The organism is Pseudomonas persica, from assembly GCF_900291015.1.
GTDB lineage: Bacteria > Pseudomonadota > Gammaproteobacteria > Pseudomonadales > Pseudomonadaceae > Aquipseudomonas.
Map to the genome: position 1 here is coordinate 1 of NZ_OLKL01000009.1, position 22791 is coordinate 22791.

Here is a 22791-nt window from a genome sequence, read left to right on the forward strand (position 1 = left end):
TCGCCGATGGTAGTGTGGGGTTTCCCCATGTGAGAGTAGGTCATCGTCAAGATTCATTTCGCAAAACCCCTATCTGCGCAGGCAGGTAGGGGTTTTGTCTTTGTGGCGAAAAATTTCCCGCCTCACCAGATCCCCTGTGGGAGCGGGTTCACCCGCGAACACCGGCGCAGCCGGTGCCATCCACCGCGTCGCCTGCTTCGCGGCTAAAGCCGCTCCCACAACTCCCACAATTCGAGTCAGAACACTAGAATAGGCTCACGCACCTATTCAGAAGCGCTATATGCCCAGTCCTGTCGAACCTGAAACGCTCGCCCAGTTGCCGCTGGACGAGCTTGTCGCCTGCCATGAATGCGACCTGCTGCTGCGCAAACCCGTGCTCCAGCATGATGAGAAGGCCCAATGCCCGCGCTGCGGCTATGAGCTCTACGCCCATCGGCACAATGTGGTCAACCGCAGCCTGGCCTTGGTACTCACCGCCTTGCTGCTGTTTGTGCCAGCCAATTTCCTGCCGATCATGCAGCTGCACCTGCTCGGCCAGACATCGGACGATACCGTCTGGAGTGGTGTGCTGGGCTTGTACAACTCGGAAATGCGCGGTGTGGCCGTGGTAGTGTTCCTCTGCAGCATGGCCATACCCCTGGCAAAACTGCTCTGCCAGTTGTTCGTGCTATTGAGCATCCGCCTGAACGTGGGGCGTAACTTCGGCCTGCTGTTCTACCGCATCTATCACCACTTGCGTGACTGGGGCATGCTCGAGGTCTATTTCATGGGCGTGCTGGTGGCCATCGTCAAACTGGTGGACCTGGCCGAACTGACCGTGGGCCTGGGGCTGTTTTGCTTCATCAGCCTGTTATTGATCCAGGTGTGGCTCGAAGTGGTGATGTCACCGCACCAGATCTGGAGTGCGCTATCAGGGGAGGACCTGCATGCGGGCGATTGATGCGGGCATTCTTGTCTGCAATGAATGTCACGAGCTGAACAGGCAACAGCCAGACAGCACTTCACAAACCTGTACACGCTGCGGCGCCATCGTGCATGCCCGTCGGCCGAACAGCATCGCGCGCACCTGGGCGCTGCTGATTGCCGCCTCGATCCTGTACATCCCGGCCAACATGCTGCCGATCATGACCGTGAGCACCCTGGGCCAAGGCAGCCCCGACACGATCATGTCCGGCGTCATCACCTTGCTCAAGCATGGCATGGTGCCCATTGCTGCCGTGGTGTTCATTGCCAGTATCCTGGTGCCCACGTTCAAGCTGGTGGGCATTGGCTTGCTGTTGTACTCCGTGCAGCGTCGGCAACCGCTTTCGGCACGGCAGCGGATATTGATGTACCGCTTCATCGAATTCATTGGACGCTGGTCCATGCTCGATATCTTCGTCATCGCCATTCTGGTGGCGGTGGTGAATTTCGGCCGAATAGCCAGTGTCGAAGCCAACCTGGGCGCTATCGCCTTTGCAACTGTGGTGATCCTGACAATGCTTGCCGCTTTAACTTTCGATCCCCGACTGATTTGGGATAACACGGAGTCGGATGACGACCATGAGTGACCTGCCAACGGCTAAAACCCGCCCAGCCTCGAACTGGTCGGCCATCTGGATCCTGCCTTTGATCGCCTTGATGATCGGTGGCTGGCTTGCGTGGCAGGCTTACCGTGATGCCGGTGTGGAAATTGAAGTCCGCTTCGAGTCGGGCGAGGGTATCGTCGCCAACAAGACCGAAGTGATCTACAAGGGCATGCCGGTGGGCAAGGTCAAAAGCCTGGTGCTCGACGCCAAGGGTGAGAACCAGGGGGTGATCGCCACCATCGAGATGAACAAGGCTGCCGAGCCTCATCTGACCAAGGGTACGCGTTTCTGGCTGGTGAAGCCGAGCGTCAGCCTGGCGGGTATTTCCGGCCTTGAAACGCTGGTGTCAGGTAACTACATCGCCGTCAGCCCGGGGGAGGGGGAGCGCACCAAGCGCTTTACCGCCTTGAAGGTGGCGCCGCCGCTGTCGGACACCGAGCCGGGCCTGCACCTGACCCTCAAAGCCGAGCGGCTGGGCTCGCTCAACCGTGACAGCCCGGTGTTCTACAAGCAGATCCAGGTGGGTCGGGTTAAAAGCTACCGCCTGTCCGACGACCAGAGCACCGTCGAAATAAAAGTCTTCATCGAGCCGGCCTATGCCAGCCTGGTGCGCAAACACACGCGTTTCTGGAACGCCAGCGGCGTCAGCATCGATGCCTCGCTCTCGGGCGTGAAAGTGCGCAGCGAGTCGCTGTCGAGCATTGTCGCCGGTGGTATCGCCTTTGCTACGCCGGAGCACCGCAAGGACAGCCCACCCACCGACTCGAACCTGCCGTTCCGTCTGTATGAAGACTTCGACGCGGCCCAGGCCGGTATCCGGGTAAAGGTGAAGCTGAGCGATTACGAGGGCCTGCAGGCGGGCCGTACACCGGTGATGTACAAGGGCATCCAGGTGGGCTCGCTGAAAGCCCTGACAATGGCAGACAACCTGGCCAGTGCATCGGCCGAGCTGACGCTGGACCCGTTGGCCGAGGATTATCTGGTCGAGGGCACGCAGTTCTGGGTGGTCAAGCCGTCGATTTCCCTGGCGGGTATCACCGGCCTGGAAGCGCTGGTCAAAGGTAACTACATCGCCATTCGCCCCGGTGAGAAGGGGGCGCGGCCAGAGCGTGAGTTCGAGGCCCGCGCCAAGGCGCCGCCGCTCGACCTCAAGGCACCAGGCCTGCACATGGTGTTGTTCGCCGACACCCTGGGCTCGCTGGAAATCGGTAGCCCGGTGATGTACCGCCAGGTGAAGGTGGGTAGCGTGCAGAGCTACCAGTTTGCCCGCAACAGCAACCGCATCCTGATCGGTGTGCATATCGAGAAGGAATACGAAAAGCTGGTCAACGGTTCGTCGCGCTTCTGGAACGTCAGTGGTATCACCCTGACGGGCGGCCTGTCGGGCATCAAGATCAAGAGTGAATCACTGCAGACCCTGATGGCCGGTGGTATCGCGTTCGACACACCCCGGCCCGATGTGCCGCTCAAACGTCACATTCCCCGCTTCCGCCTGCATGACAGCCAGGAGGCAGTCAACCGCGCGGGTACCTTGATCACCATTCGGGTGGACCGTGCCGATGGCCTCAAGCCGGGCACGGCGATTCGCTTCCGCGGCCTGGATGTGGGCAGCATCGAGAGCGTCGACCTGACCGATGACCTGCAGGCGGTGTTGCTGCGGGCGCGCATTACCGAGGCGGCGGACCGTATCGCCCGCGTCGGTACGCAGTTCTGGGTGGTCAAGCCAGCCTTTGGCCTGGTGCGCACGCAGAACCTCGACACTCTGGTGGGTGGGCAGTACCTGGAAGTGCAACCGGCAGCCAAGGACCGTGGCCCGCAGCGCGATTTCATCGCCCTGGCCGACGCCCCGCTGGTGGCAGGGCCGGAAGTCGGCCTGCCGTTGACGCTAAGTGCCCCGCGCCGCGGCTCGATCAAGCCGGGCGTGCCGGTGACCTACCGTGAGGTTGCGGTGGGCAAGGTGACGGGCTTCGAGTTGGGCCAGAGCGCTGACCGTGTTCTGATCCATATCCTGATCGAACCGCGCTATGCGGCCCTGGTGCGCAGCGGCAGCCGCTTCTGGAACAGCAGCGGCTTCGGTTTCGACTGGGGGCTGTTCAAGGGCGCTACGGTGCGTACCGAGTCGGTGGAGACCTTGATCGACGGCGGTATTGCCTTTGCCACGCCGGATGGCGAGCAAATGGGCAACCCGGCACGGCCGCAGCAGACGTTCGCCTTGTTCGACAAGGCCGAGGATGAATGGCTGCAGTGGGCGCCGAAGATTCAGATAGCCAAGTAAGGTTGCAGAAGGGGCCGCTTTGCGGCCCATCGCCGGCAAGCCAGCTGCCACAGGGATTGCACAATACTGGAGGTCTGTGGAGTTCTTGTGGGAGATCACCCAGCCCTTTGGGCTGCGCTGTCGCGTAGAGAACTGAGTTCGCAAGCGGTCCGCATACCCTGTGGGGTTTTAGCCGCGAAGAGTCCAACGCGGAGCATGGCACCGGCTGTGCCGGTGTTCGCGGCTAAAGCCGCTCCCACAGGGGNGTCCAACGCGGAGCATGGCACCGGCTGTGCCGGTGTTCGCGGCTAAAGCCGCTCCCACAGGGGCCCTGCTAATTCAATGAGTCATGTGCAGTTCTATGGGAGATGGCCCAGCCCTTTGGGCTGCGCTGTCGCATAGAGAACTGAATTCGCAAGCGGTCCGTGCATCCTGTGGGAGCGGCTTTAGCCGCGAAGAGTCCAACGCGGAGCATGGCACCGGCTGTGCCGGTGTTCGCGGCTAAAGCCGCTCCCACAGGGGCCCTGCTAATTCAACGAGTTATGTGCAGTTCTATGAGAGCTGGCTTGCCGGCGATGAGGCCGGATCAGGTTATCCAGGCAAGCCCATCAAATTGCAGGCAACAAAAAACCGACCCTAGGGTCGGTTTTTCGACTAGCGCGTCGCTTAGGCAGCTGCAGCTTCTTTCAGCGCCTTGATGTGGCCATTCAGACGGCCTTTGTGACGAGCAGCTTTGTTCTTGTGGATGATGCCCTTGTCGGCCATACGGTCGATTACAGGCACAGCCAGAACATAAGCGGCTTGCGCTTTTTCGGCGTCTTTTGCGTCGATGGCTTTGACTACATTCTTGATGTAGGTGCGGACCATGGAACGCAGGCTGGCGTTGTGGCTGCGACGCTTCTCAGCCTGTTTTGCACGTTTCTTGGCGGAAGGTGTGTTGGCCACCGTCGAGCTCCTCGAAAGACTTTAGGTAAATAGCAAACAAAATAGGCCGCGAATCATGCCGATCAGTCGAGCGGATGTCAAGGCCACCTGCAAGGTTCCGCCGAGTGGTGCGCCAACAAGAGGGAAATGTTCCTTTCTGCTGCGCGACCTGTAAACTCGGGAATTTTTGGCTCCCCTGCGAAGGCGCGGGAGTATCGCACATTCGGACGCTGTCTGGCAGCGTCCTCTGCCCTTGGCGTGAATCTTTTCGATGAACCTGCTCAAATCCCTGGCTGCGGTAAGCTCGATCACCATGATTTCGCGGGTGCTGGGCTTTGTCCGCGACACCATCCTGGCGCGTGTTTTTGGCGCCGGCATCGCCACCGATGCCTTCTTCATCGCCTTCAAACTGCCCAACCTGCTGCGGCGCATCTTCGCCGAGGGCGCGTTTTCCCAGGCCTTCGTGCCGATCCTGGCCGAATATAAAACCCAGCAAGGCGAGGAGGCGACCCGCACCTTCGTTGCCTATGTCAGCGGTCTGCTGACCCTGGCTCTGGCGCTGGTGACCGCCATCGGCATCCTGGCGGCGCCATGGGTGGTGTGGGCGACCGCGCCGGGTTTTGTCGACAGCGCCGAAAAATACGAGCTGACCACCGCCCTGTTGCGGGTGACTTTTCCCTATATATTGCTGATCTCGCTGTCCTCGCTGGCCGGGGCGATCCTCAATACCTGGAACCGTTTCTCGGTGCCGGCCTTTACTCCGACCCTGCTGAACGTGGCGATGATCGCCTTCGCCGTGCTGTTCACGCCGTATTTCGACCCGCCGATCATGGCCCTGGCCTGGGGCGTGCTGGCCGGTGGTCTGGCGCAGTTGCTGTATCAGCTGCCAGCGCTGAAGAAGATCGGCATGCTCGTGCTGCCACGTCTGAACCTGGGTGATGCCGGCGTGTGGCGGGTGCTCAAGCAGATGCTGCCGGCGATCCTCGGGGTGTCGGTGAGCCAGATCTCGCTGATCATCAACACCATCTTTGCCTCCTTCCTGGTGGCCGGCTCGGTGTCGTGGATGTACTACGCCGACCGCCTCATGGAGCTGCCTTCCGGCGTGCTGGGTGTGGCCCTGGGCACGATACTGCTGCCGACCCTGGCCAAGACCTATGCCAACAAGGATCGCGAGGAATACTCGCGGATCCTCGACTGGGGCCTGCGCCTGTGCTTCCTGCTGGTGCTGCCCTGCACCCTGGCCCTGGCCATCCTCGCCGAACCATTGACCGTGGCGCTGTTCCAGTATGGCAAGTTCACTGCCGTCGACGCAGCCATGACCCAGCGGGCGCTGATCGCCTATTCCGTGGGCTTGCTGGCGATCATTCTGGTCAAGGTACTGGCACCCGGCTTCTATGCGCAGCAGAATATCCGTACGCCGGTGAAGATCGCGGTATTTACCCTGGTCTGCACCCAACTGTTCAACCTGGCCCTGATCGGCCCGCTCGCACATGCCGGCCTGGCCCTGGCGATCAGCCTGGGGGCCTGCCTGAACGCCGGCCTGCTGTTCTGGAAACTGCGCAGCCAGCAACTGTTCCAGCCGCAGCCAGGCTGGGCGATGTTCCTGCTCAAGCTGGTGCTGGCGGTGGGGCTGATGTCGGCGGTGTTGCTGGCGGGCATGCATTACCTGCCGGCCTGGGAGCAGGGCAACATGCTTGAGCGCCTGGTGCGCCTGGGGGCCCTGGTGCTGGCGGGCGTCGTGACCTATTTCGGCTGCCTGTTCCTGTGCGGTTTCCGGCCCCGACAATTCGCCCGCAAGGCCTTGCACTGAGGCATCGGGCGGGTCAGGCGTCGGTTTTTCGCATTCCACGCCGCCCTTGGGCGCTGCTGCCTGTCACCGGCGCCCGGGTGTGGTTATAATCGGCCACTTTATGAGCAAGAAGCGCGTTATGCAGCTGGTTCGAGGTCTTCACAACCTGCGCCCCGAGCACCGGGGCTGTGTCGCCACCATTGGCAACTTCGACGGGGTTCACCGCGGCCACCAGGCAATCCTGGCGCGTCTGCGCGAGCGTGGCCAGGCCTTGGGCCTGCCAACCTGCGTGGTGATCTTCGAACCGCAACCACGCGAGTACTTCGCCCCCGATAGCGCACCGGCGCGCCTGGCCCGCCTGCGCGACAAGATCGAGCTGCTGGCAGCCGAAGGCATTGACCAGGTACTGTGCCTGGCGTTCAACCAGCGCCTGAGCCAGCTAGGTGCCGATGCCTTCGTCAAGGCCATCCTGGTCGACGGCCTGGGGGTGCGGCACCTCGAAGTGGGCGATGACTTCCGCTTTGGCTGCGACCGCGCCGGCGACTTCGCCTTCCTGGTCGATGCCGGCACGCAGTACGGCTTCACCGTCGAGGCTGCCAACACGGTGGTCCAGGACGGCCTGCGGGTCAGCAGCACCGAAGTGCGCAAGGCCCTGTCTGAAGGCAACTTCGAGCTGGCCGAGCACCTGCTGGGCCGCCCGTACCGCATCAGCGGCCGCGTGCTGCATGGCCAGAAGCTGGCCCGCCAGCTCGGCACACCTACCGCCAACATCCAGCTCAAGCGCCGCCGTGTGCCGCTGTCCGGGGTCTACCTGGCCAGCATCGAGATCGACGGCAAGGCCTGGCCGGGTGTCGGCAATATCGGCGTGCGCCCCACCGTTGCCGGTGATGGGCGCCCGCACCTGGAAATTCATCTGCTGGATTATGCCGGCGACCTTTATGGCCGGCGCCTGACGGTGGAGTTCCACCACAAGCTGCGTGAAGAGCAGCGATTCGCCTCCCTGGAGGCGCTGAAGTCGGCGATCGATGCGGATATCGCCGCCGCACGTGCACATTGGCACGCTCAACCGCTAACGAAGAGCCTGAAATGACCGACTACAAAGCCACGCTTAACCTTCCGGACACCGCCTTCCCCATGAAGGCCGGCCTGCCTCAGCGCGAACCGCAGATCCTGCAGCGCTGGGACAGCATTGGCCTGTACCAGAAGCTGCGCGAAATTGGCAAGGATCGTCCCAAGTTCGTCCTGCACGACGGCCCGCCCTATGCCAACGGCAAGATTCACATCGGTCATGCGCTGAACAAGATCCTCAAGGACATGATCGTCCGTTCCAAGACCCTGGCCGGCTTCGATGCGCCGTACGTGCCGGGCTGGGACTGCCATGGCCTGCCGATCGAGCACAAGGTCGAGGTCACCCACGGCAAGCACCTGTCCGCCGACCGCACCCGCGAGCTGTGCCGCGAGTACGCCGCCGAGCAGATCGAAGGGCAGAAGACCGAGTTCATCCGCCTGGGCGTGCTGGGTGACTGGGACAACCCGTACAAGACCATGAACTTCGCCAACGAGGCCGGTGAAATCCGCGCCCTGGCCGAAATGGTCAAGCAAGGCTTCGTGTTCAAGGGCCTGAAGCCGGTGAACTGGTGCTTCGATTGCGGTTCGGCCCTGGCCGAGGCCGAAGTCGAGTACGCCGACAAGAAGTCGCAGACCATCGACGTTGCCTTCCCGGTTGCCGATGAGGCCAAGCTGGCCGCCGCTTTCGGCCTGGCTTCGCTGGCCAAGCCGGCCGCCATCGTGATCTGGACCACCACCCCGTGGACCATTCCGGCCAACCAGGCGCTGAACATCCACCCGGAGTTCAAGTACGCCCTGGTCGACACCGGCGAGCGCCTGCTGGTGCTGGCCGAAGAGCTGGTCGCATCGTGCCTCAAGCGCTACAACCTGGAAGGCTCGGTCATCGCCACCGCCCAGGGTACGGCACTGGAGCTGATCAACTTCCGCCACCCGTTCTACGACCGCCTGTCGCCGATCTACCTGGCTGACTACGTCGAACTGGGCGCCGGTACCGGCGTGGTGCACTCCTCGCCAGCCTACGGTGAAGACGACTTCATCACCTGCAAGCGCTATGGCATGGTCAACGACGACATCCTCACCCCGGTGCAAAGCAACGGGGTGTACGTCGAGTCGCTGCCATTCTTCGGCGGCCAGTTCATCTGGAAGGCCAATCCGGCCATCGTCGAGAAACTGAGCGAAGTCGGTGCGCTGATGCACACCGAAACCATTAGCCACAGCTACATGCACTGCTGGCGCCACAAGACCCCGCTGATCTACCGCGCCACCGCGCAGTGGTTCGTCGGCATGGACAAGCAGCCGAGCACTGGCGAGCCGCTGCGTGAGCGCGCGCTGAAAGCCATCGAAGACACCAAGTTCGTCCCGGCCTGGGGCCAGGCGCGCCTGCATTCGATGATCGCCAACCGCCCGGACTGGTGCATCTCGCGTCAGCGCAACTGGGGTGTGCCGATTCCGTTCTTCCTGCACAAGCAGACCGGCGAGCTGCACCCGCGTACCGTCGAGCTGATGGAAGCTGTGGCCAAGCGCGTCGAACAGGAGGGCATCGAGGCCTGGTTCAAGCTGGACGCCGCCGAACTGCTGGGCGCTGAAGCAGAACAGTACGACAAGATCGCCGACACCCTCGACGTATGGTTCGACTCGGGTACCACCCACTGGCACGTGCTGCGTGGTTCGCACGACATCGGCCACGCCACCGGCCCGCGTGCCGACCTGTACCTGGAAGGTTCCGACCAGCACCGCGGCTGGTTCCACTCGTCCTTGCTGACCGGTTGCGCCATCGACGGCCACGCGCCGTACCGCGAGCTGCTGACCCACGGCTTCACCGTGGACGAGAACGGCCGCAAGATGTCCAAGTCGCTGGGTAACACCATCGAGCCGGAGAAGGTCAACAACACCCTGGGTGCCGACATCCTGCGCCTGTGGGTAGCCGCCACCGACTACTCCGGTGAGATGGCCGTTTCCGAGCAGATCCTGCAGCGCAGTGCCGACGCCTACCGCCGTATCCGCAACACTGCACGCTTCCTGCTGTCCAACCTGTCCGGCTTCGACCCGGCCCGCGACCTGCTGGCCCCGCAGGATATGCTGGCGCTGGACCGCTGGGCGGTGGACCGCACCCTGCTGCTGCAACGCGAGCTGGAAGAGCACTACAGCGAGTACCGTTTCTGGAACGTTTACTCCAAGGTGCACAACTTCTGCGTGCAGGAGCTGGGCGGCTTCTACCTCGACATCATCAAGGACCGCCAGTACACCACCGGCGCCAACAGTGTCGCCCGCCGTTCCTGCCAGACCGCGCTGTACCACATCAGTGAGGCGCTGGTGCGCTGGATCGCGCCAATCCTGGCGTTCACTGCCGACGAAATCTGGCAGTACCTGCCGGGCGAGCGCAACGAGTCGGTAATGCTCAATGGCTGGTACGAAGGCCTGAGCGAGCTGCCGGAAGGCACCGAACTGGACCGCGCCTACTGGGACCGTGTGATGGCCGTCAAGGCATCGGTCAACAAGGAGCTGGAAAACCAGCGTACCGCCAAGGTCATCGGCGGCAACCTGCAGGCCGAAGTCACCCTGTACGCCGACGAAGGCCTGAGCGCCGACCTGGGCAAACTGGGGGACGAGCTGCGTTTCGTGCTGATCACCTCGGCCGCCAGCGTAGTGCCATTCGCACAGGCGCCGGCCGAAGCCGTGGCCACCGAAGTCGAAGGCCTCAAGTTGCAAGTGGTCAAGTCCGGCCATGCCAAGTGTGGCCGTTGCTGGCACTTCCGCGCCGACGTCGGCAGCCACCCGGAGCACCCGGAAATCTGCGGCCGTTGCGTCGACAACCTGAGCGGCTCCGGCGAGGTGCGCCACTATGCCTAACCCTGCAGCGGGGCGCTTCGGGCGCCTTGCATGGCTTTGGCTGAGCCTGGTGGTACTGGTCCTCGACCAGGCCACCAAGCTGTATTTCAACAATGCCCTGACCATGTACCAGCAGGTTGTCGTCATCCCTGACTACTTCAGCTGGACCCTGGCCTACAACACTGGCGCGGCGTTCAGCTTCCTGGCAGAAAGTTCCGGCTGGCAGCGCTGGCTGTTCGCCCTGATCGCCGTGCTGGTCAGTGCCGTGCTGGTGGTTTGGCTCAAGCGCCTGGGGCGCAACGAGACCTGGCTGGCGGTGGCGCTGGCGCTGGTGCTGGGTGGCGCGATCGGCAACCTGTACGACCGCGTTGTGCTCGGCCATGTGGTCGACTTCATCCTGGTGCACTGGCAGAACCGCCATTACTTCCCGGCCTTCAACCTGGCCGACAGCGCCATCACCGTTGGTGCGGTGATGCTGGCGCTGGATATGTTCAAGAGCAAGAAGTCCGAGGATCCGGTCCATGACTGACACCCGTATCGGCCAGAACACCGAAGTCACCCTGCACTTCGCGCTGCACCTGGAAAACGGTGACACCGTCGACAGCACGTTCGACAAAGCCCCGGCCACCTTCAAGGTCGGCGATGGCAACCTGCTGCCAGGTTTCGAAAACGCCCTGTTCGGCTTCAAGGGCGGTGACAAGCGTACCGTCGTGGTGGCCCCGGAGAACGCTTTCGGCCAGCCCAACCCGCAGAACGTGCAAGTCATGCCGCGGTCCCAGTTCGAGGGCATGGAGTTGTCCGAAGGGCTGTTGATCATCTTCAACGACGCCGCCAACACCGAGCTGCCGGGTGTGGTCAAAGCGTTCGATGACGACCAGGTCACCATCGACTTCAATCACCCACTGGCTGGCAAGACCCTGACCTTCGAGGTGGAGATCCTCGAGGTGAAGGCCCTGTAAGCCTGGAGCCGAGCATGCAAATCAAACTCGCCAACCCTCGCGGCTTCTGCGCGGGGGTCGACCGGGCGATCGAGATCGTCAACCGCGCGCTGGAAGTCTTCGGCCCGCCGATCTATGTGCGTCACGAAGTGGTGCACAACAAGTTCGTGGTGGAAGACCTGCGCAACCGTGGCGCCATCTTCGTCGAAGAGCTGGACCAGGTGCCGGACGATGTCATCGTCATCTTCAGTGCGCACGGCGTTTCCCAGGCCGTGCGCCAGGAAGCCGCTGGCCGTGGCCTGAAAGTGTTCGATGCCACCTGCCCGCTGGTGACCAAGGTGCACATCGAAGTGGCCAAGTACAGCCGCGACGGCCGTGAGTGCATCCTCATCGGCCACGAAGGGCACCCGGAAGTCGAAGGCACCATGGGCCAGTACGACGCCAGCAACGGTGGCGCCATCTACCTCGTCGAAGACGAGGAGGATGTTGCCAACCTGCAGGTGAAGGACCCGGACCACCTGGCGTTCGTCACCCAGACCACGCTGTCGATGGACGACACTAGCCGCGTCATCGACGCTCTGCGCGCGCGCTTCCCGAACATCGGCGGCCCGCGCAAGGACGATATCTGCTACGCCACGCAGAACCGCCAGGACGCGGTCAAGCAACTGGCGGATGAGTGCGACGTGGTGCTGGTGGTCGGCAGCCCGAACAGCTCCAACTCCAACCGCCTGCGCGAGCTGGCCGAGCGCATGGGCACCCCGGCCTATTTGATCGACGGTGCCGAGGACCTGCAACGTGACTGGTTCGACCAGGCGGCGCGGATCGGCATCACCGCCGGTGCTTCGGCCCCCGAAGTGCTGGTGCGTGGCGTGATCGAGCAGCTCAAGGCCTGGGGCGCCAGCGGCGCTGAAGAGCTGGATGGGCGGGAAGAGAACATCACCTTCTCCATGCCCAAAGAGCTGCGGGTTCGCTCGCTGATCTGACTTGAGCCTGTACTGGCCTCATCGCCGACAAGCCAGCTCCCACAGATACAGCATAAGCCTTGACGGCAGTGTTACCCCTGTGGGAGCTGGGTTGCCGGCGCTAGGGCCAGTATGGCCAACTCAAGGCTATGAGGTTGTACACCGAGTATTGTTGCGGTCCTCTGCAAGCAAGTTGACTCTTCCGGACGATGCCATCACCACTTGATGACGGCTGGTGGCAGATGAGCGTTCGCACACTTCCAGCGATACTCCAAGCCAACCGTTACCCAGACTCTTCGGCACCCCCTGCGCACTGAACTTGAACTGCTCACCGCGATTGCTGGTAATTTTCAGCGGCCGTGCAAGACGCTGCTCGCGCAGCACCTGCTGGTTATGCTCCAGCACCACTCGCCAACCATTCCCCCAGTTACCGTCCAACGCCTGCACCAGCACCGGCTGGCTTTGCAGCACGGCATGGCTGCGCGCACTGCGCAGTGCCTGCGCCAAATCACGCGCAGCCGCCGCTCTGTGTAGGTCATCGCTCAACCTGGCGTAGGCCGGCAGGCCGAGCTGCGTCAGCAATACGGCCACAGCCAAGGCTGACAACATTTGAATCAGTGTTACTCCTCGTTGCTTCACCGTGCATTCCTCCCTGGAAGTGCTTGGCTGTAGCTTCACGGTCGTTGGACCAGCGGTCCAGTCGCCCGGGTTCAAGCTAATTGCGGGAAAAGTCGCAGGAGGTGCAGGGATGCACGCAAGGCAACGGGGCATGACGCTCCTGGAAGTGCTGTTGGCGGTGGTAGTCGTGGCCGTGGGCATGTTCGCAGCGGCAGGCCTGCAACTGCAGGCATTGCAGGCTACGGAGGACGCGCGCCGCAATGGGCAGGCGGCAATGGCGGCGCATAGTGAGCAAGAAAGGGGGCGGCCATGAGTCGCGCCCAGTATGGGTTTGGCTTGCATGAGGTGGTGATGGCGCTGGCCATCGGGTTGATGCTGCTGGCGGCGGCCAGCCAGCTCTTTGTATCCACTCACCAGAGCTGGCGCCTGCAAGGTGCGGCAGTGCGCATGCAGGAGGACGCCCGTCTGGCGCTGCTGCGCATGGCGCAGGATATCCGCATGGCCGGGATGTTCGGCTGCCTGCGCCTGAAACCTGGCGACTTCCTGGACCCTGCCGCGCCGCTAGCCTTTGCCCGGCCATTGGAGATTGGCCCGTCAAGCTTGAGCCTGGTGGTCGCCGAGTTACCGGGACACGCGGGTGCCCCGGACTGGACCTTGCTGACGAACTGTGTCGACGAGGTTCAGGTACACAAGGATCGAGCGCAAGGCAGCGACAAGCTAATGGCTGTCCCCATCAGCCGGCATCACTATGTACAGAGCGGCAGCACGCTTTATTTCAAGCGGCGCGCTAGCAATCAGCCTCTGGTCTCGCATGTGCGCGAACTGCGAGTGACACATGTACCAGGGGAGCGGGTCGATCTTCAGCTGACATTGTATGAGCCGGCCTTGCATCTTGAGCAGCGTCACGCGCTGAGCGTCGCAATCCGTAACCCGGTACCCGCGCCATGAACCGCCAGCATGGTGTGGTCCTGTTGCTGGCCCTGGTCCTGAGCATGCTGCTGGGGCTGCTTGCAGCATCCGCCCTGCGCGATGCGCTAGTGGAAACGCGGATGACCGGCTACCTGAGCGAAGGCCTGCTGGCGCTGGGGCAGGCCGAGGCCACGTTGCTGGCCGGGGCAGGGGAACTCGAACGGGCGCCCCCTGAGCGTTGTTCGGCGTGCCTGCCTCCCGCTCAGCCACACGACCTGGTTGGGCAGTGGCAACGCACGCAGACCGGTTTTTTCCAGCTACAGAATCTGGGAGACAGCGATCGTGCCGCGCACATGCCGCAAGGGCAGCAGGTCACCCTGTACCGGGTGACCGCCGTCAGCCTGCAAACCCGGCCCCGGCAGGTACTGGAAGCGGTCTACGCCGTGGCCGGCGACACAACCCGGCGCATCACCTGGCGGCAAAGATTGCGAGGAGACTGACATGCAGCAAGGCTTGAGCCTGATCGAGTTGTTGATTGTGCTGGCGGTGACCGGCATTCTGGCAGCCATTGCCTACCCCAGTTACAGCGACCAGCTACGGCGAGCCGCGCGCAGCGAAGTGGTTGGCCTGCTGCATGATGCCGCCCTGCGCCTGGAGCGCCACCGCGTACGCACTGGCCAATACGCCGAGGGCGACCCGGCCTTGCCTGACGGTACCCGCTATTACAGCCTGCAGGCCCGGCGCGACAGCGACAGCTTCACGCTGCGCGCCCGGCGGCTGCCGAGCGGGTTGATGACGCAGGACCGCTGTGGCGATTACCAGCTCGACCAGGCCGGCGTGCGGAGCAATCCCGGGGCCGTTGCCGGCAGTGAGCATTGCTGGGGAAGCTGAAGGTTGAATGATGCCCGGTGCATCGCGGATTTACTTCAGGTTGGATCGACATATGAGCAAGCAAGTAGTGGTGGTCGGCGGCGGGGTGATCGGCCTGCTGACGGCATTCAACCTGGCGGCGAAGGTCGGGCAGGTGGTGGTGTGTGATCAGGGGGAAGTCGGCCGCGAGTCGTCCTGGGCCGGCGGCGGCATCGTCTCGCCGCTGTACCCGTGGCGCTACAGCCCGGCCGTGACCGCCCTGGCACACTGGTCGCAAGACTTTTATCCACAGCTGGGCGAGCATTTGTTCGCCAGCACCGGCGTCGACCCCGAAGTGCACACCACCGGCCTGTACTGGCTCGACCTGGACGATGAGGCCGCAGCGCTGGCCTGGGCCGAGCGCGAGCAGCGGCCGCTGAGTGCCGTGGATATCTCGGCGGCCTATGACGCGGTGCCGGTGCTGGGCCCGGGCTTCAAGCGTGCCATCTACATGGCCGGCGTGGCTAACGTGCGCAACCCGCGCCTGGTGAAATCACTCAAGGCGGCATTGCTGGCATTGCCCAACGTGACCTTGCGTGAGCACTGCCAGATTACCGGCTTCGTCCAGCAGCACGGGCGCGTGACTGGTGTGCAGACGGCAGACGGCGTGCTGGCGGCGGATGAAGTGGTGCTCAGTGCCGGCGCCTGGAGTGGCGACCTGCTGCGCACGCTTGGCCTTGAGCTGCCGGTTGAGCCGGTGAAGGGCCAGATGATTTTGTTCAAGTGTGCCGAAGACTTCCTGCCGAGCATGGTGCTGGCCAAGGGGCGTTATGCGATCCCGCGGCGTGACGGGCACATTCTGGTGGGTAGCACGCTGGAGCATGCCGGGTATGACAAGACCCCGACCGAGGATGCGCTGGAAAGCCTGAAGGCGTCGGCGGTGGAGTTGTTGCCTGCGCTTGAGGGGGCCGAGGTGGTGGCGCACTGGGCCGGGCTGCGGCCGGGGTCGCCGGAAGGTATTCCGTATATCGGGCCGGTGCCGGGGCATGCAGGGTTGTGGCTGAACTGCGGGCATTACCGCAACGGGCTGGTGCTGGCGCCGGCTTCGTGCCAGCTGTTTACCGACCTGTTGACCGGGGCCGAGCCGATCATCGACCCGGCGCCGTATGCGCCAACCGGGCGGCTGGGCTGAGGGCTTCTTCGCGGGTAGAGCACAGGTTTCGAAAACTGTGCTCTACCTGTGGGAGCGGGTTTACCCGCGAAGAAGCCAGTGGAGATTTGAATTCAGCCTTGGCGGCCAGGCCCCTGCTGCAGGTGCGCCTGGCTGCAATACCACTCGTTGCCCTGCTGCAGCGCCCGGTCATTGGGCAGGTGCACGCCGCAATGGGCGCAGCGCACCATCTTCAGCGGCGCATCCAGCTTCGCCTCCGGGTGCGACTGCTGGCTGACTTTGAACTTGCGCCACAGCCAGAACGCGGCGGCGATCAGGGCGATCCAGAAAAGTAGGCGAACCATGGTGTCCAGCTTGTCGGTTGAAGAAGCCGACAGTCTAGGACGCGGCCAATAAAAAAGGGAGGCCCAAGGCCTCCCTTTCATGTACCGCTGCGTATCAGTCGAACAGACCAAAGGTCATGTAGCTGAACCAGGAGCGGTCCTTCTCGGCTTCCTTCGGCCCTTCCGGCACGATCGGGTCACCGTTCTCGTCCGTCGGCAGCAGCTCACGCGGCATCTCGTCACGCGCGTCCTGGAACTGCTTGACCACGTCCTGGTTGGCGCGGGTTTCGCCCGGCGGCAGCGGGGCGTCGGTTTCGATCAGGCCCAGGGTGGCCTTGGACAGCCAGCCGCGGCCGTCAGACTCGGTCTGCTTGGGCTGGAACTCGCCATCGACCAGGCTCGGGTGGTCCGGGTAATTGAGCTTGAGGGTTTCCAGGCTGGTGGCGGCCAGTTCGTCCAGGTGCATCTTCTGGTACGACTCGACCATCACCGCCAGGCCGTCGCCGACCGCTGGGGTTTCCTGGAAGTTCTCCACCACGTAGCGGCCACGGTTGGCAGCGGCTACATAGGCCTGGCGGCTCAGGTAGTAGTCGGCCACATGGATTTCGTACGAGGCCAGCAGGTTGCGCAGGTAGATCATGCGCTGCTTGGCGTCTGGCGCGTAGCGGCTGTTGGGGAAGCGGCTGGTCAGCTGGGCGAACTCGTTGTACGAGTCACGGGCGGCACCCGGGTCACGCTTGGTCATGTCCAGCGGCAGGAAGCGCGCCACCAGGCCACGGTCCTGGTCGAACGAGGTCAGGCCCTTGAGGTAGTAGGCGTAGTCGACGTTCGGGTGCTGTGGGTGCAGGCGGATGAAGCGCTCGGCTGCCGACTTGGCAGCCTCGGGCTCGGAGTTCTTGTAGTTGGCGTAGATCAGCTCGAGCTGCGCCTGGTCGGCATAGCGGCCGAACGGGTAGCGCGACTCCAGGGCCTTGAGCTTGTTCACGGCACTGGTGTAGCTGGAGTTGTCCAGGTCAGCTTGCGCCTGCTGGTACAGCTCGGCCTCGCTGAGGTTCTCGTCAATCACTTCTTTATTGGAGGAACAGGCCGCGGTGAGCCCGAGGATGGCGATCAGCAGCAGGTGTTTCACTTGCATGGCGGCTTGCGTCCCTTTGACGGCCGCTGTCTTGGGCGGTGCCGTCCTGTTATGATGAGCGCCCCGGCCAACCCCGGGACAAAAGAAGCCGTATTTAACCACAAGCTCGCAGCCGAAACCAAAGGCTGTGCGCCCGCCGAATCGAGCATGTCCGAGATCATTCAACTTAGCGCAGAGGTCCCGTCCGAATTGGGCGGTCAACGCCTCGACCAGGTCGCCGCCCAATTGTTCGACGAGTATTCGCGCTCGCGGCTGACCACGTGGATCAAAGAAGGCCGCCTGACGGTCGATGGCGCAATCCTGCGCCCGCGTGACACCGTCCATGGTGGCGCCGTGCTGGCCCTGGAGGCCGAGCAGGAAGCCCAGGGCGAGTGGGAGGCCGAGGACATTGCGCTGGATATCGTCTATGAAGACGACCAGATCCTGGTGATCAACAAGCCTGCCGGCCTGGTGGTACACCCGGCTGCCGGGCATGCCAGCGGCACCTTGCTGAACGCGCTGCTGCACCATGTGCCCGACATCATCAACGTGCCGCGCGCCGGCATCGTGCACCGCCTGGACAAGGACACCACCGGCCTGATGGTGGTGGCCAAGACCCTGCAGGCGCAGACCAACCTGGTCGACCAGCTGCAAAAGCGCTCGGTCAGCCGCATTTATGAATGCATCGTGGTTGGCGTGGTGACTGCCGGTGGCAAGATCGACGCGCCCATTGGCCGCCACGGTGGCATGCGCCAGCGCATGGCAGTCACCGACGGCGGCAAGCCGGCGATCAGCCACTACCGTGTGCTCAAGCGCTTCCGCTCGCACACCCACGTGCGAGTGAAGCTGGAAACCGGTCGGACCCACCAGATTCGCGTGCACATGGCCCATGTCGGCTACCCGCTGGTCGGCGACCAGACCTACGGCGGCCGCTTCCGCATTCCACCGGCAGCCAGCCCGACCATGGTCGAGGCGGTGAAGACCTTCCCGCGTCAGGCCCTGCACGCGCGCTTCCTGGCGCTGGTGCACCCGACCAGCGGTGAGCGCATGGAATGGGAATCGCCGCTGCCGGATGACTTCGTCTGGTTGCTGTCGCTGTTGAACCAGGACCGCGAGAGCTTTATCGGATGAGTGGTCTGACGCAGTCGCTGCTGTTCCCCGACTGGCCAGCCCCGGCCTCGGTGCGCGCCTGTGTCACCACCCGCCAGGGCGGCATCAGCCTGCCGCCCTATGCAACCTTCAACCTTGGCGACCATGTGGGGGATGACCCTGCCGCGGTGGCCGAGAACCGTCGTCGCCTGAGCGATGAGTTCGCCATCCAGCCAGCCTGGCTAAAGCAGGTGCATGGGCGGGTGGTGGCGGATGCCGACCCGGCCGTGGTGGCCGAGGCCGATGCCAGCTGGACCGACCAGCCTGGCATTGCCTGCACCGTGATGACCGCCGATTGCCTGCCTGCGCTGTTCTGCGACCGGGCCGGTACCCGCGTGGCGGCGGCGCATGCTGGCTGGCGTGGGCTGGCCGGTGGTGTGCTGGAGGCCACTCTGGATCGCCTGGCACTGCCGCCCGAAGAGGTGCTGGTGTGGCTGGGGCCGGCGATTGGCCCGCAGGCATTCGAGGTGGGCCTGGAAGTGCGTGATGCCTTTACCGCGGTGCACCCGGAGGCGGCCAGGGCTTTTGTCGATGGCGCCCGGCCGGGCAAGTTGATGGCCGACATCTATGAGCTGGCGCGCATTCGCCTGGCGGCGCGTGGTGTGACGGCTGTTTATGGCGGTGGCTGGTGCACGGTCAGTGATCAGCGGTTCTTTTCCTATCGCCGTACCCCGCAGGGTGGCCGGTTCGCTTCCCTGGTGTGGCTGGCGGCTCGCTAGCCTGCACCGGTAAACCCGCTCCCACAGGATAATCACAGGCCTTGAGAGCGGTGCAGTACTTGTGGGAGCGGGTTCACCCGCGAATGCCCTGGCACTAATCCAACAGGTTGACCTCGGTCAACCCCGCTACGCTTGAATCTTCCAGAATCAGCCTTATCTATAAGGTCATCTCAGGCAGGTTTCTTCATAAACAGGCGCTGTCCATCGCTCCGACCTGCCCTTTAAAGGAAGGTACCCCATGCGAATAGACCGTTTGACCAGCAAGCTGCAGCTTGCAATATCCGATGCCCAATCCCTGGCCGTTGGTATGGACCACCCCGCCATCGAGCCCGTGCACCTGTTGCAGGCCCTGCTCGAGCAGCAGGGTGGTTCGATCAAGCCGCTGTTGATGCAGGTAGGCTTCGACATCAATAGCTTGCGCCAGGCGCTGGTGAAAGAGCTCGACCAGCTGCCGAAAATCCAGAACCCCACCGGCGACGTGAACATGTCGCAGGACCTGGCGCGCCTGCTCAACCAGGCCGACCGCCTGGCCCAGCAGAAGGGCGACCAGTTCATTTCCAGCGAGCTGGTGCTGCTGGCCGCCATGGACGAGAACAGCAAGCTCGGCAAGCTGTTGTTGAGCCAGGGCGTGAGCAAGAAAGCCCTGGAAAACGCCATCAACAACCTGCGTGGCGGCGCGGCCGTCAATGACGCCAACGCCGAGGAATCGCGCCAGGCGCTGGACAAGTACACCGTCGACCTGACCAAGCGTGCCGAAGAAGGCAAGCTGGATCCGGTGATCGGCCGTGATGACGAAATCCGCCGTACCGTGCAGGTGCTGCAACGCCGTACCAAGAACAACCCGGTGCTGATCGGTGAGCCTGGCGTAGGTAAAACCGCCATCGCCGAAGGCCTGGCGCAGCGCATCATCAATGGTGAAGTGCCTGACGGCCTCAAGGGCAAGCGCCTGCTGGCGCTGGACATGGGCGCGCTGATTGCCGGCGCCAAGTACCGCGGCGAGTTCGAAGAGCGCCTCAAAGGCCTGCTCAATGAACTGTCCAAGCAGGAAGGCCAGATCATCCTGTTCATCGACGAACTGCACACCATGGTCGGCGCCGGCAAAGGCGAGGGCGCCATGGACGCCGGCAACATGCTCAAGCCGGCCCTGGCCCGTGGCGAGTTGCACTGCGTTGGCGCCACCACGCTGAACGAGTACCGCCAGTTCATCGAGAAGGATGCCGCCCTGGAGCGCCGCTTCCAGAAAGTGCTGGTCGAGGAGCCGAGCGAGGAAGACACCATCGCCATCCTGCGTGGCCTGAAAGAGCGCTATGAAGTGCACCACAAGGTGGCCATCACCGACGGCGCCATCATCGCTGCGGCCAAGCTCAGCCACCGCTACATCACCGACCGCCAGCTGCCGGACAAGGCCATCGACCTGATCGACGAAGCGGCCAGCCGCATCCGCATGGAGATCGACTCCAAGCCGGAAGTGCTCGACCGCCTCGACCGCCGCCTGATCCAGCTGAAGGTGGAATCGCAGGCGCTGAAGAAGGAAGAAGACGAAGCGGCGAAAAAGCGCCTGGAGAAGCTCACCGAGGAAATCGAGCGGCTGGAGCGTGAGTACGCCGATCTGGAAGAAATCTGGGCCTCCGAGAAGGCCGAGGTGCAGGGTTCGGCGCAGATCCAGCAAAAGATCGAGCAAGCCCGCCAGGAGCTGGAAGCCGCCCGTCGCAAAGGCGACCTGAGCCGCATGGCCGAGCTGCAGTACGGGGTGATCCCGGACCTGGAGCGCAGCCTGCAGATGGTCGACCAGCACGGCAAGACCGAGAACCAGTTGCTGCGTAACAAGGTTACCGAGGAAGAAATTGCCGAAGTGGTGTCGAAGTGGACCGGCATCCCGGTAGCCAAGATGCTCGAAGGCGAGCGTGAAAAGCTGCTGAAGATGGAAGAGCTGCTGCACCAGCGCGTGATCGGTCAGGGCGAGGCGGTAACCGCCGTGGCCAACGCCGTGCGCCGTTCGCGTGCCGGGCTGTCCGACCCGAACCGGCCGAGTGGTTCGTTCCTGTTCCTCGGCCCGACCGGGGTGGGCAAGACCGAGCTGTGCAAGGCACTGGCCGAGTTCCTGTTCGACACCGAAGAGGCAATGGTGCGCATCGACATGTCCGAGTTCATGGAGAAGCATTCCGTGGCTCGCCTGATCGGTGCCCCACCAGGCTATGTAGGGTATGAAGAGGGCGGTTACCTGACCGAGGCGGTACGACGCAAGCCATACTCGGTGGTGCTGCTGGACGAGGTGGAGAAGGCCCATCCGGACGTGTTCAACGTGCTGCTCCAGGTGCTCGAAGACGGCCGCCTGACCGATAGCCACGGGCGCACCGTGGACTTCCGCAACACCGTGATCGTGATGACCTCCAACCTGGGCTCGGCGCAGATCCAGGAACTGGTCGGTGACCGCGAGGCACAGCGTGCGGCGGTAATGGATGCGGTGGGTTCGCACTTCCGTCCGGAGTTCATCAACCGTATCGACGAAGTGGTGGTGTTCGAGCCGCTGGGCCGTGAGCAGATTGCCGGCATTACCGAAATCCAGCTGGGCCGCCTGCGCAGCCGCCTGCTGGAGCGCGAACTGTCGCTGAGCCTGAGCCCGGAGGCGTTGGACAAGCTGATTGCCGTGGGTTACGACCCGGTGTACGGCGCACGGCCGCTGAAGCGGGCGATCCAGCGCTGGATCGAAAACCCGTTGGCGCAGTTGATCCTGGCAGGCAAGTTCATGCCGGGGACGGCGATTACCGCCAAGGTGGAAGGCGACGAAATCGTCTTTGGCTGATTTGTTGCACCATGAGCCCCGCATTTGCGGGGCTTTTTTTGCCTGTTTGCCTGTGCCGGCCACAGGATTACCTACAGGTCAAAGGCCTGTGCAGTACCTGTGGGAGCGGGTTTACCCGCGAAGAGGCCGGCACAGCCCCAGCAAATCCGGGTCTTTCCAGCCTTTCTGGATAACTTGCTGAAATTTTTGAAATTTTTGCTTGCATCTAAAAACGAGTGCCCCTAATATACGCCGCGTTGTCAGGCACTAAGCGAATCACCAGCAACACCGGTGACCGCAAAACAACTTACAAATCAGTAAGTTGAATGAAAAAAAGTGGTTGACAAGCAAAACGAAGAATGTAGAATAGCCGGCCTCAGCAGCTACAACGCGAAAGCGGATAGCCAAAGAGACCGAAGCTAACACAAGCTTCGAAGCTGTAGAGATGTGCCGAAGTTCAGTTCCGCGATAGCTCAGTCGGTAGAGCAAATGACTGTTAATCATTGGGTCCCTGGTTCGAGTCCAGGTCGCGGAGCCAATCTCGGGGTGTAGCGCAGTCCGGTAGCGCGCCTGCTTTGGGAGCAGGATGTCAGGAGTTCGAATCCCCTCACCCCGACCATTTTCCGGGTCGTTAGCTCAGTTGGTAGAGCAGTTGGCTTTTAACCAATTGGTCGTAGGTTCGAATCCTACACGACCCACCATGTAAAAAGGGCATCTCAAGCGAGATGCCCTTTTTCTTTAAGTATCACGGGGTGTAGCGCAGTCCGGTAGCGCGCCTGCTTTGGGAGCAGGATGTCAGGAGTTCGAATCCCCTCACCCCGACCA

General features: G+C 62.9%; 21 protein-coding genes and 4 tRNA genes. 21 read left to right on the forward strand and 4 right to left on the reverse strand.

Features of this window, described 5'->3' with window-relative positions; translation table 11 throughout:
- Positions 1-280 precede the first annotated feature (280 nt).
- From FQ664_RS03525 to FQ664_RS03535, 3 genes are read left to right on the forward strand one after another with little or no spacing between them, the layout of a single operon-like run.
- Positions 281-940 carry a paraquat-inducible protein A gene (locus FQ664_RS03525; RefSeq protein ID WP_144170428.1) on the forward strand — a complete coding sequence of 220 codons (660 nt, stop codon included), beginning with the start codon at positions 281-283 and terminating at the stop codon, positions 938-940.
- Positions 927-1550: a paraquat-inducible protein A gene (locus tag FQ664_RS03530; RefSeq protein ID WP_144170429.1), complete on the forward strand. Its 624-nt coding sequence runs from the start codon at positions 927-929 to the stop codon at positions 1548-1550. The genes FQ664_RS03525 and FQ664_RS03530 overlap by 14 nt, the downstream gene beginning before the upstream one ends.
- Positions 1543-3843, forward strand: coding sequence for a PqiB family protein (locus FQ664_RS03535; RefSeq protein ID WP_144170430.1), 2301 nt, complete (start codon positions 1543-1545; stop codon positions 3841-3843). The genes FQ664_RS03530 and FQ664_RS03535 overlap by 8 nt, the downstream gene beginning before the upstream one ends.
- 645 nt (positions 3844-4488) lie before the next feature.
- On the opposite strand, the gene rpsT is transcribed toward FQ664_RS03535, so the two are convergent.
- Positions 4489-4767, reverse strand: coding sequence for a 30S ribosomal protein S20 (gene rpsT, locus FQ664_RS03540; protein WP_003247625.1), 279 nt, complete (start codon positions 4765-4767; stop codon positions 4489-4491).
- 250 nt (positions 4768-5017) lie between these two features.
- Here rpsT and murJ point away from each other — a divergent pair, with 250 nt between their 5' ends.
- The 6 genes from murJ (at position 5018) to ispH (ending at position 12353) form a co-directional block, all read left to right on the forward strand.
- Positions 5018-6556 carry a murein biosynthesis integral membrane protein MurJ gene (gene murJ / locus FQ664_RS03545; RefSeq protein ID WP_144170431.1) on the forward strand — a complete coding sequence of 513 codons (1539 nt, stop codon included), beginning with the start codon at positions 5018-5020 and terminating at the stop codon, positions 6554-6556.
- A gap of 118 nt (positions 6557-6674) precedes the next feature.
- A complete protein-coding gene (gene ribF, locus FQ664_RS03550; protein ID WP_144170432.1) occupies positions 6675-7625 on the forward strand; it encodes a bifunctional riboflavin kinase/FAD synthetase in 951 nt (316 codons plus the stop codon).
- Positions 7622-10453, forward strand: coding sequence for an isoleucine--tRNA ligase (ileS, locus tag FQ664_RS03555; protein ID WP_144170433.1), 2832 nt, complete (start codon positions 7622-7624; stop codon positions 10451-10453). Before ribF ends, ileS begins: the two co-directional genes overlap by 4 nt.
- Entirely contained in the window at positions 10446-10961 is a 516-nt protein-coding gene (gene lspA / locus FQ664_RS03560; RefSeq protein ID WP_144170434.1) for a signal peptidase II, read from the forward strand. The genes ileS and lspA overlap by 8 nt, the downstream gene beginning before the upstream one ends.
- Positions 10954-11391, forward strand: coding sequence for an FKBP-type peptidyl-prolyl cis-trans isomerase (gene fkpB, locus FQ664_RS03565; protein ID WP_003258215.1), 438 nt, complete (start codon positions 10954-10956; stop codon positions 11389-11391). Before lspA ends, fkpB begins: the two co-directional genes overlap by 8 nt.
- 14 nt (positions 11392-11405) lie before the next feature.
- Positions 11406-12353: a 4-hydroxy-3-methylbut-2-enyl diphosphate reductase gene (gene ispH / locus FQ664_RS03570; RefSeq protein ID WP_144170435.1), complete on the forward strand. Its 948-nt coding sequence runs from the start codon at positions 11406-11408 to the stop codon at positions 12351-12353.
- Positions 12354-12479: 126 nt separating this feature from the next.
- On the opposite strand, the gene FQ664_RS03575 is transcribed toward ispH, so the two are convergent.
- The gene (locus tag FQ664_RS03575) at positions 12480-12971 is read right to left on the reverse strand and encodes a GspH/FimT family pseudopilin (protein WP_144170436.1); all 492 of its coding nucleotides are present in this window, start codon (positions 12969-12971) and stop codon (positions 12480-12482) included.
- Between the two features lie 109 nt (positions 12972-13080).
- Between FQ664_RS03575 and FQ664_RS03580 the strand changes: the two genes are divergently transcribed.
- From FQ664_RS03580 to thiO, 5 genes are read left to right on the forward strand one after another with little or no spacing between them, the layout of a single operon-like run.
- Complete coding sequence (locus tag FQ664_RS03580; RefSeq protein WP_144170437.1) at positions 13081-13263, forward strand: prepilin-type N-terminal cleavage/methylation domain-containing protein; 183 nt, start codon at positions 13081-13083, stop codon at positions 13261-13263.
- Entirely contained in the window at positions 13260-13898 is a 639-nt protein-coding gene (locus FQ664_RS03585; RefSeq protein WP_144170438.1) for a PilW family protein, read from the forward strand. Before FQ664_RS03580 ends, FQ664_RS03585 begins: the two co-directional genes overlap by 4 nt.
- Positions 13895-14359 (forward strand): hypothetical protein, encoded by a 465-nt coding sequence (locus tag FQ664_RS03590; protein WP_144170439.1) that lies wholly within the window; start codon positions 13895-13897, stop codon positions 14357-14359. Before FQ664_RS03585 ends, FQ664_RS03590 begins: the two co-directional genes overlap by 4 nt.
- A 1-nt stretch (position 14360) precedes the next feature.
- Positions 14361-14750: a type IV pilin protein gene (locus FQ664_RS03595; RefSeq protein WP_144170440.1), complete on the forward strand. Its 390-nt coding sequence runs from the start codon at positions 14361-14363 to the stop codon at positions 14748-14750.
- A 52-nt stretch (positions 14751-14802) separates the two neighbouring features.
- A complete protein-coding gene (gene thiO, locus FQ664_RS03600) occupies positions 14803-15900 on the forward strand; it encodes a glycine oxidase ThiO (RefSeq protein ID WP_144170441.1) in 1098 nt (365 codons plus the stop codon).
- A 92-nt stretch (positions 15901-15992) separates the two neighbouring features.
- Here the strand turns inward: thiO and FQ664_RS03605 are convergent, their stop codons facing one another.
- Positions 15993-16223, reverse strand: a complete 231-nt coding sequence (locus FQ664_RS03605; protein ID WP_016713394.1) for a PP0621 family protein — start codon at positions 16221-16223, stop codon at positions 15993-15995.
- A 94-nt stretch (positions 16224-16317) separates the two neighbouring features.
- Entirely contained in the window at positions 16318-17337 is a 1020-nt protein-coding gene (locus FQ664_RS03610; RefSeq protein WP_144170442.1) for an outer membrane protein assembly factor BamD, read from the reverse strand.
- A 147-nt stretch (positions 17338-17484) separates the two neighbouring features.
- Between FQ664_RS03610 and rluD the strand changes: the two genes are divergently transcribed.
- The 7 genes from rluD (at position 17485) to FQ664_RS03645 (ending at position 22791) form a co-directional block, all read left to right on the forward strand.
- Positions 17485-18447: a 23S rRNA pseudouridine(1911/1915/1917) synthase RluD gene (gene rluD / locus FQ664_RS03615; RefSeq protein ID WP_144170443.1), complete on the forward strand. Its 963-nt coding sequence runs from the start codon at positions 17485-17487 to the stop codon at positions 18445-18447.
- Positions 18444-19184 (forward strand): peptidoglycan editing factor PgeF, encoded by a 741-nt coding sequence (pgeF, locus tag FQ664_RS03620; RefSeq protein WP_144170444.1) that lies wholly within the window; start codon positions 18444-18446, stop codon positions 19182-19184. Before rluD ends, pgeF begins: the two co-directional genes overlap by 4 nt.
- Positions 19185-19422: 238 nt before the next feature.
- Entirely contained in the window at positions 19423-21987 is a 2565-nt protein-coding gene (clpB, locus tag FQ664_RS03625; RefSeq protein WP_144170445.1) for an ATP-dependent chaperone ClpB, read from the forward strand.
- A gap of 441 nt (positions 21988-22428) precedes the next feature.
- A tRNA-Asn gene (locus FQ664_RS03630) sits at positions 22429-22504 on the forward strand.
- A gap of 4 nt (positions 22505-22508) precedes the next feature.
- Positions 22509-22585 (forward strand) — tRNA-Pro (locus FQ664_RS03635).
- A 6-nt stretch (positions 22586-22591) separates the two neighbouring features.
- Positions 22592-22667, forward strand: a tRNA-Lys gene (locus tag FQ664_RS03640).
- Positions 22668-22714: 47 nt separating this feature from the next.
- A tRNA-Pro gene (locus FQ664_RS03645) sits at positions 22715-22791 on the forward strand.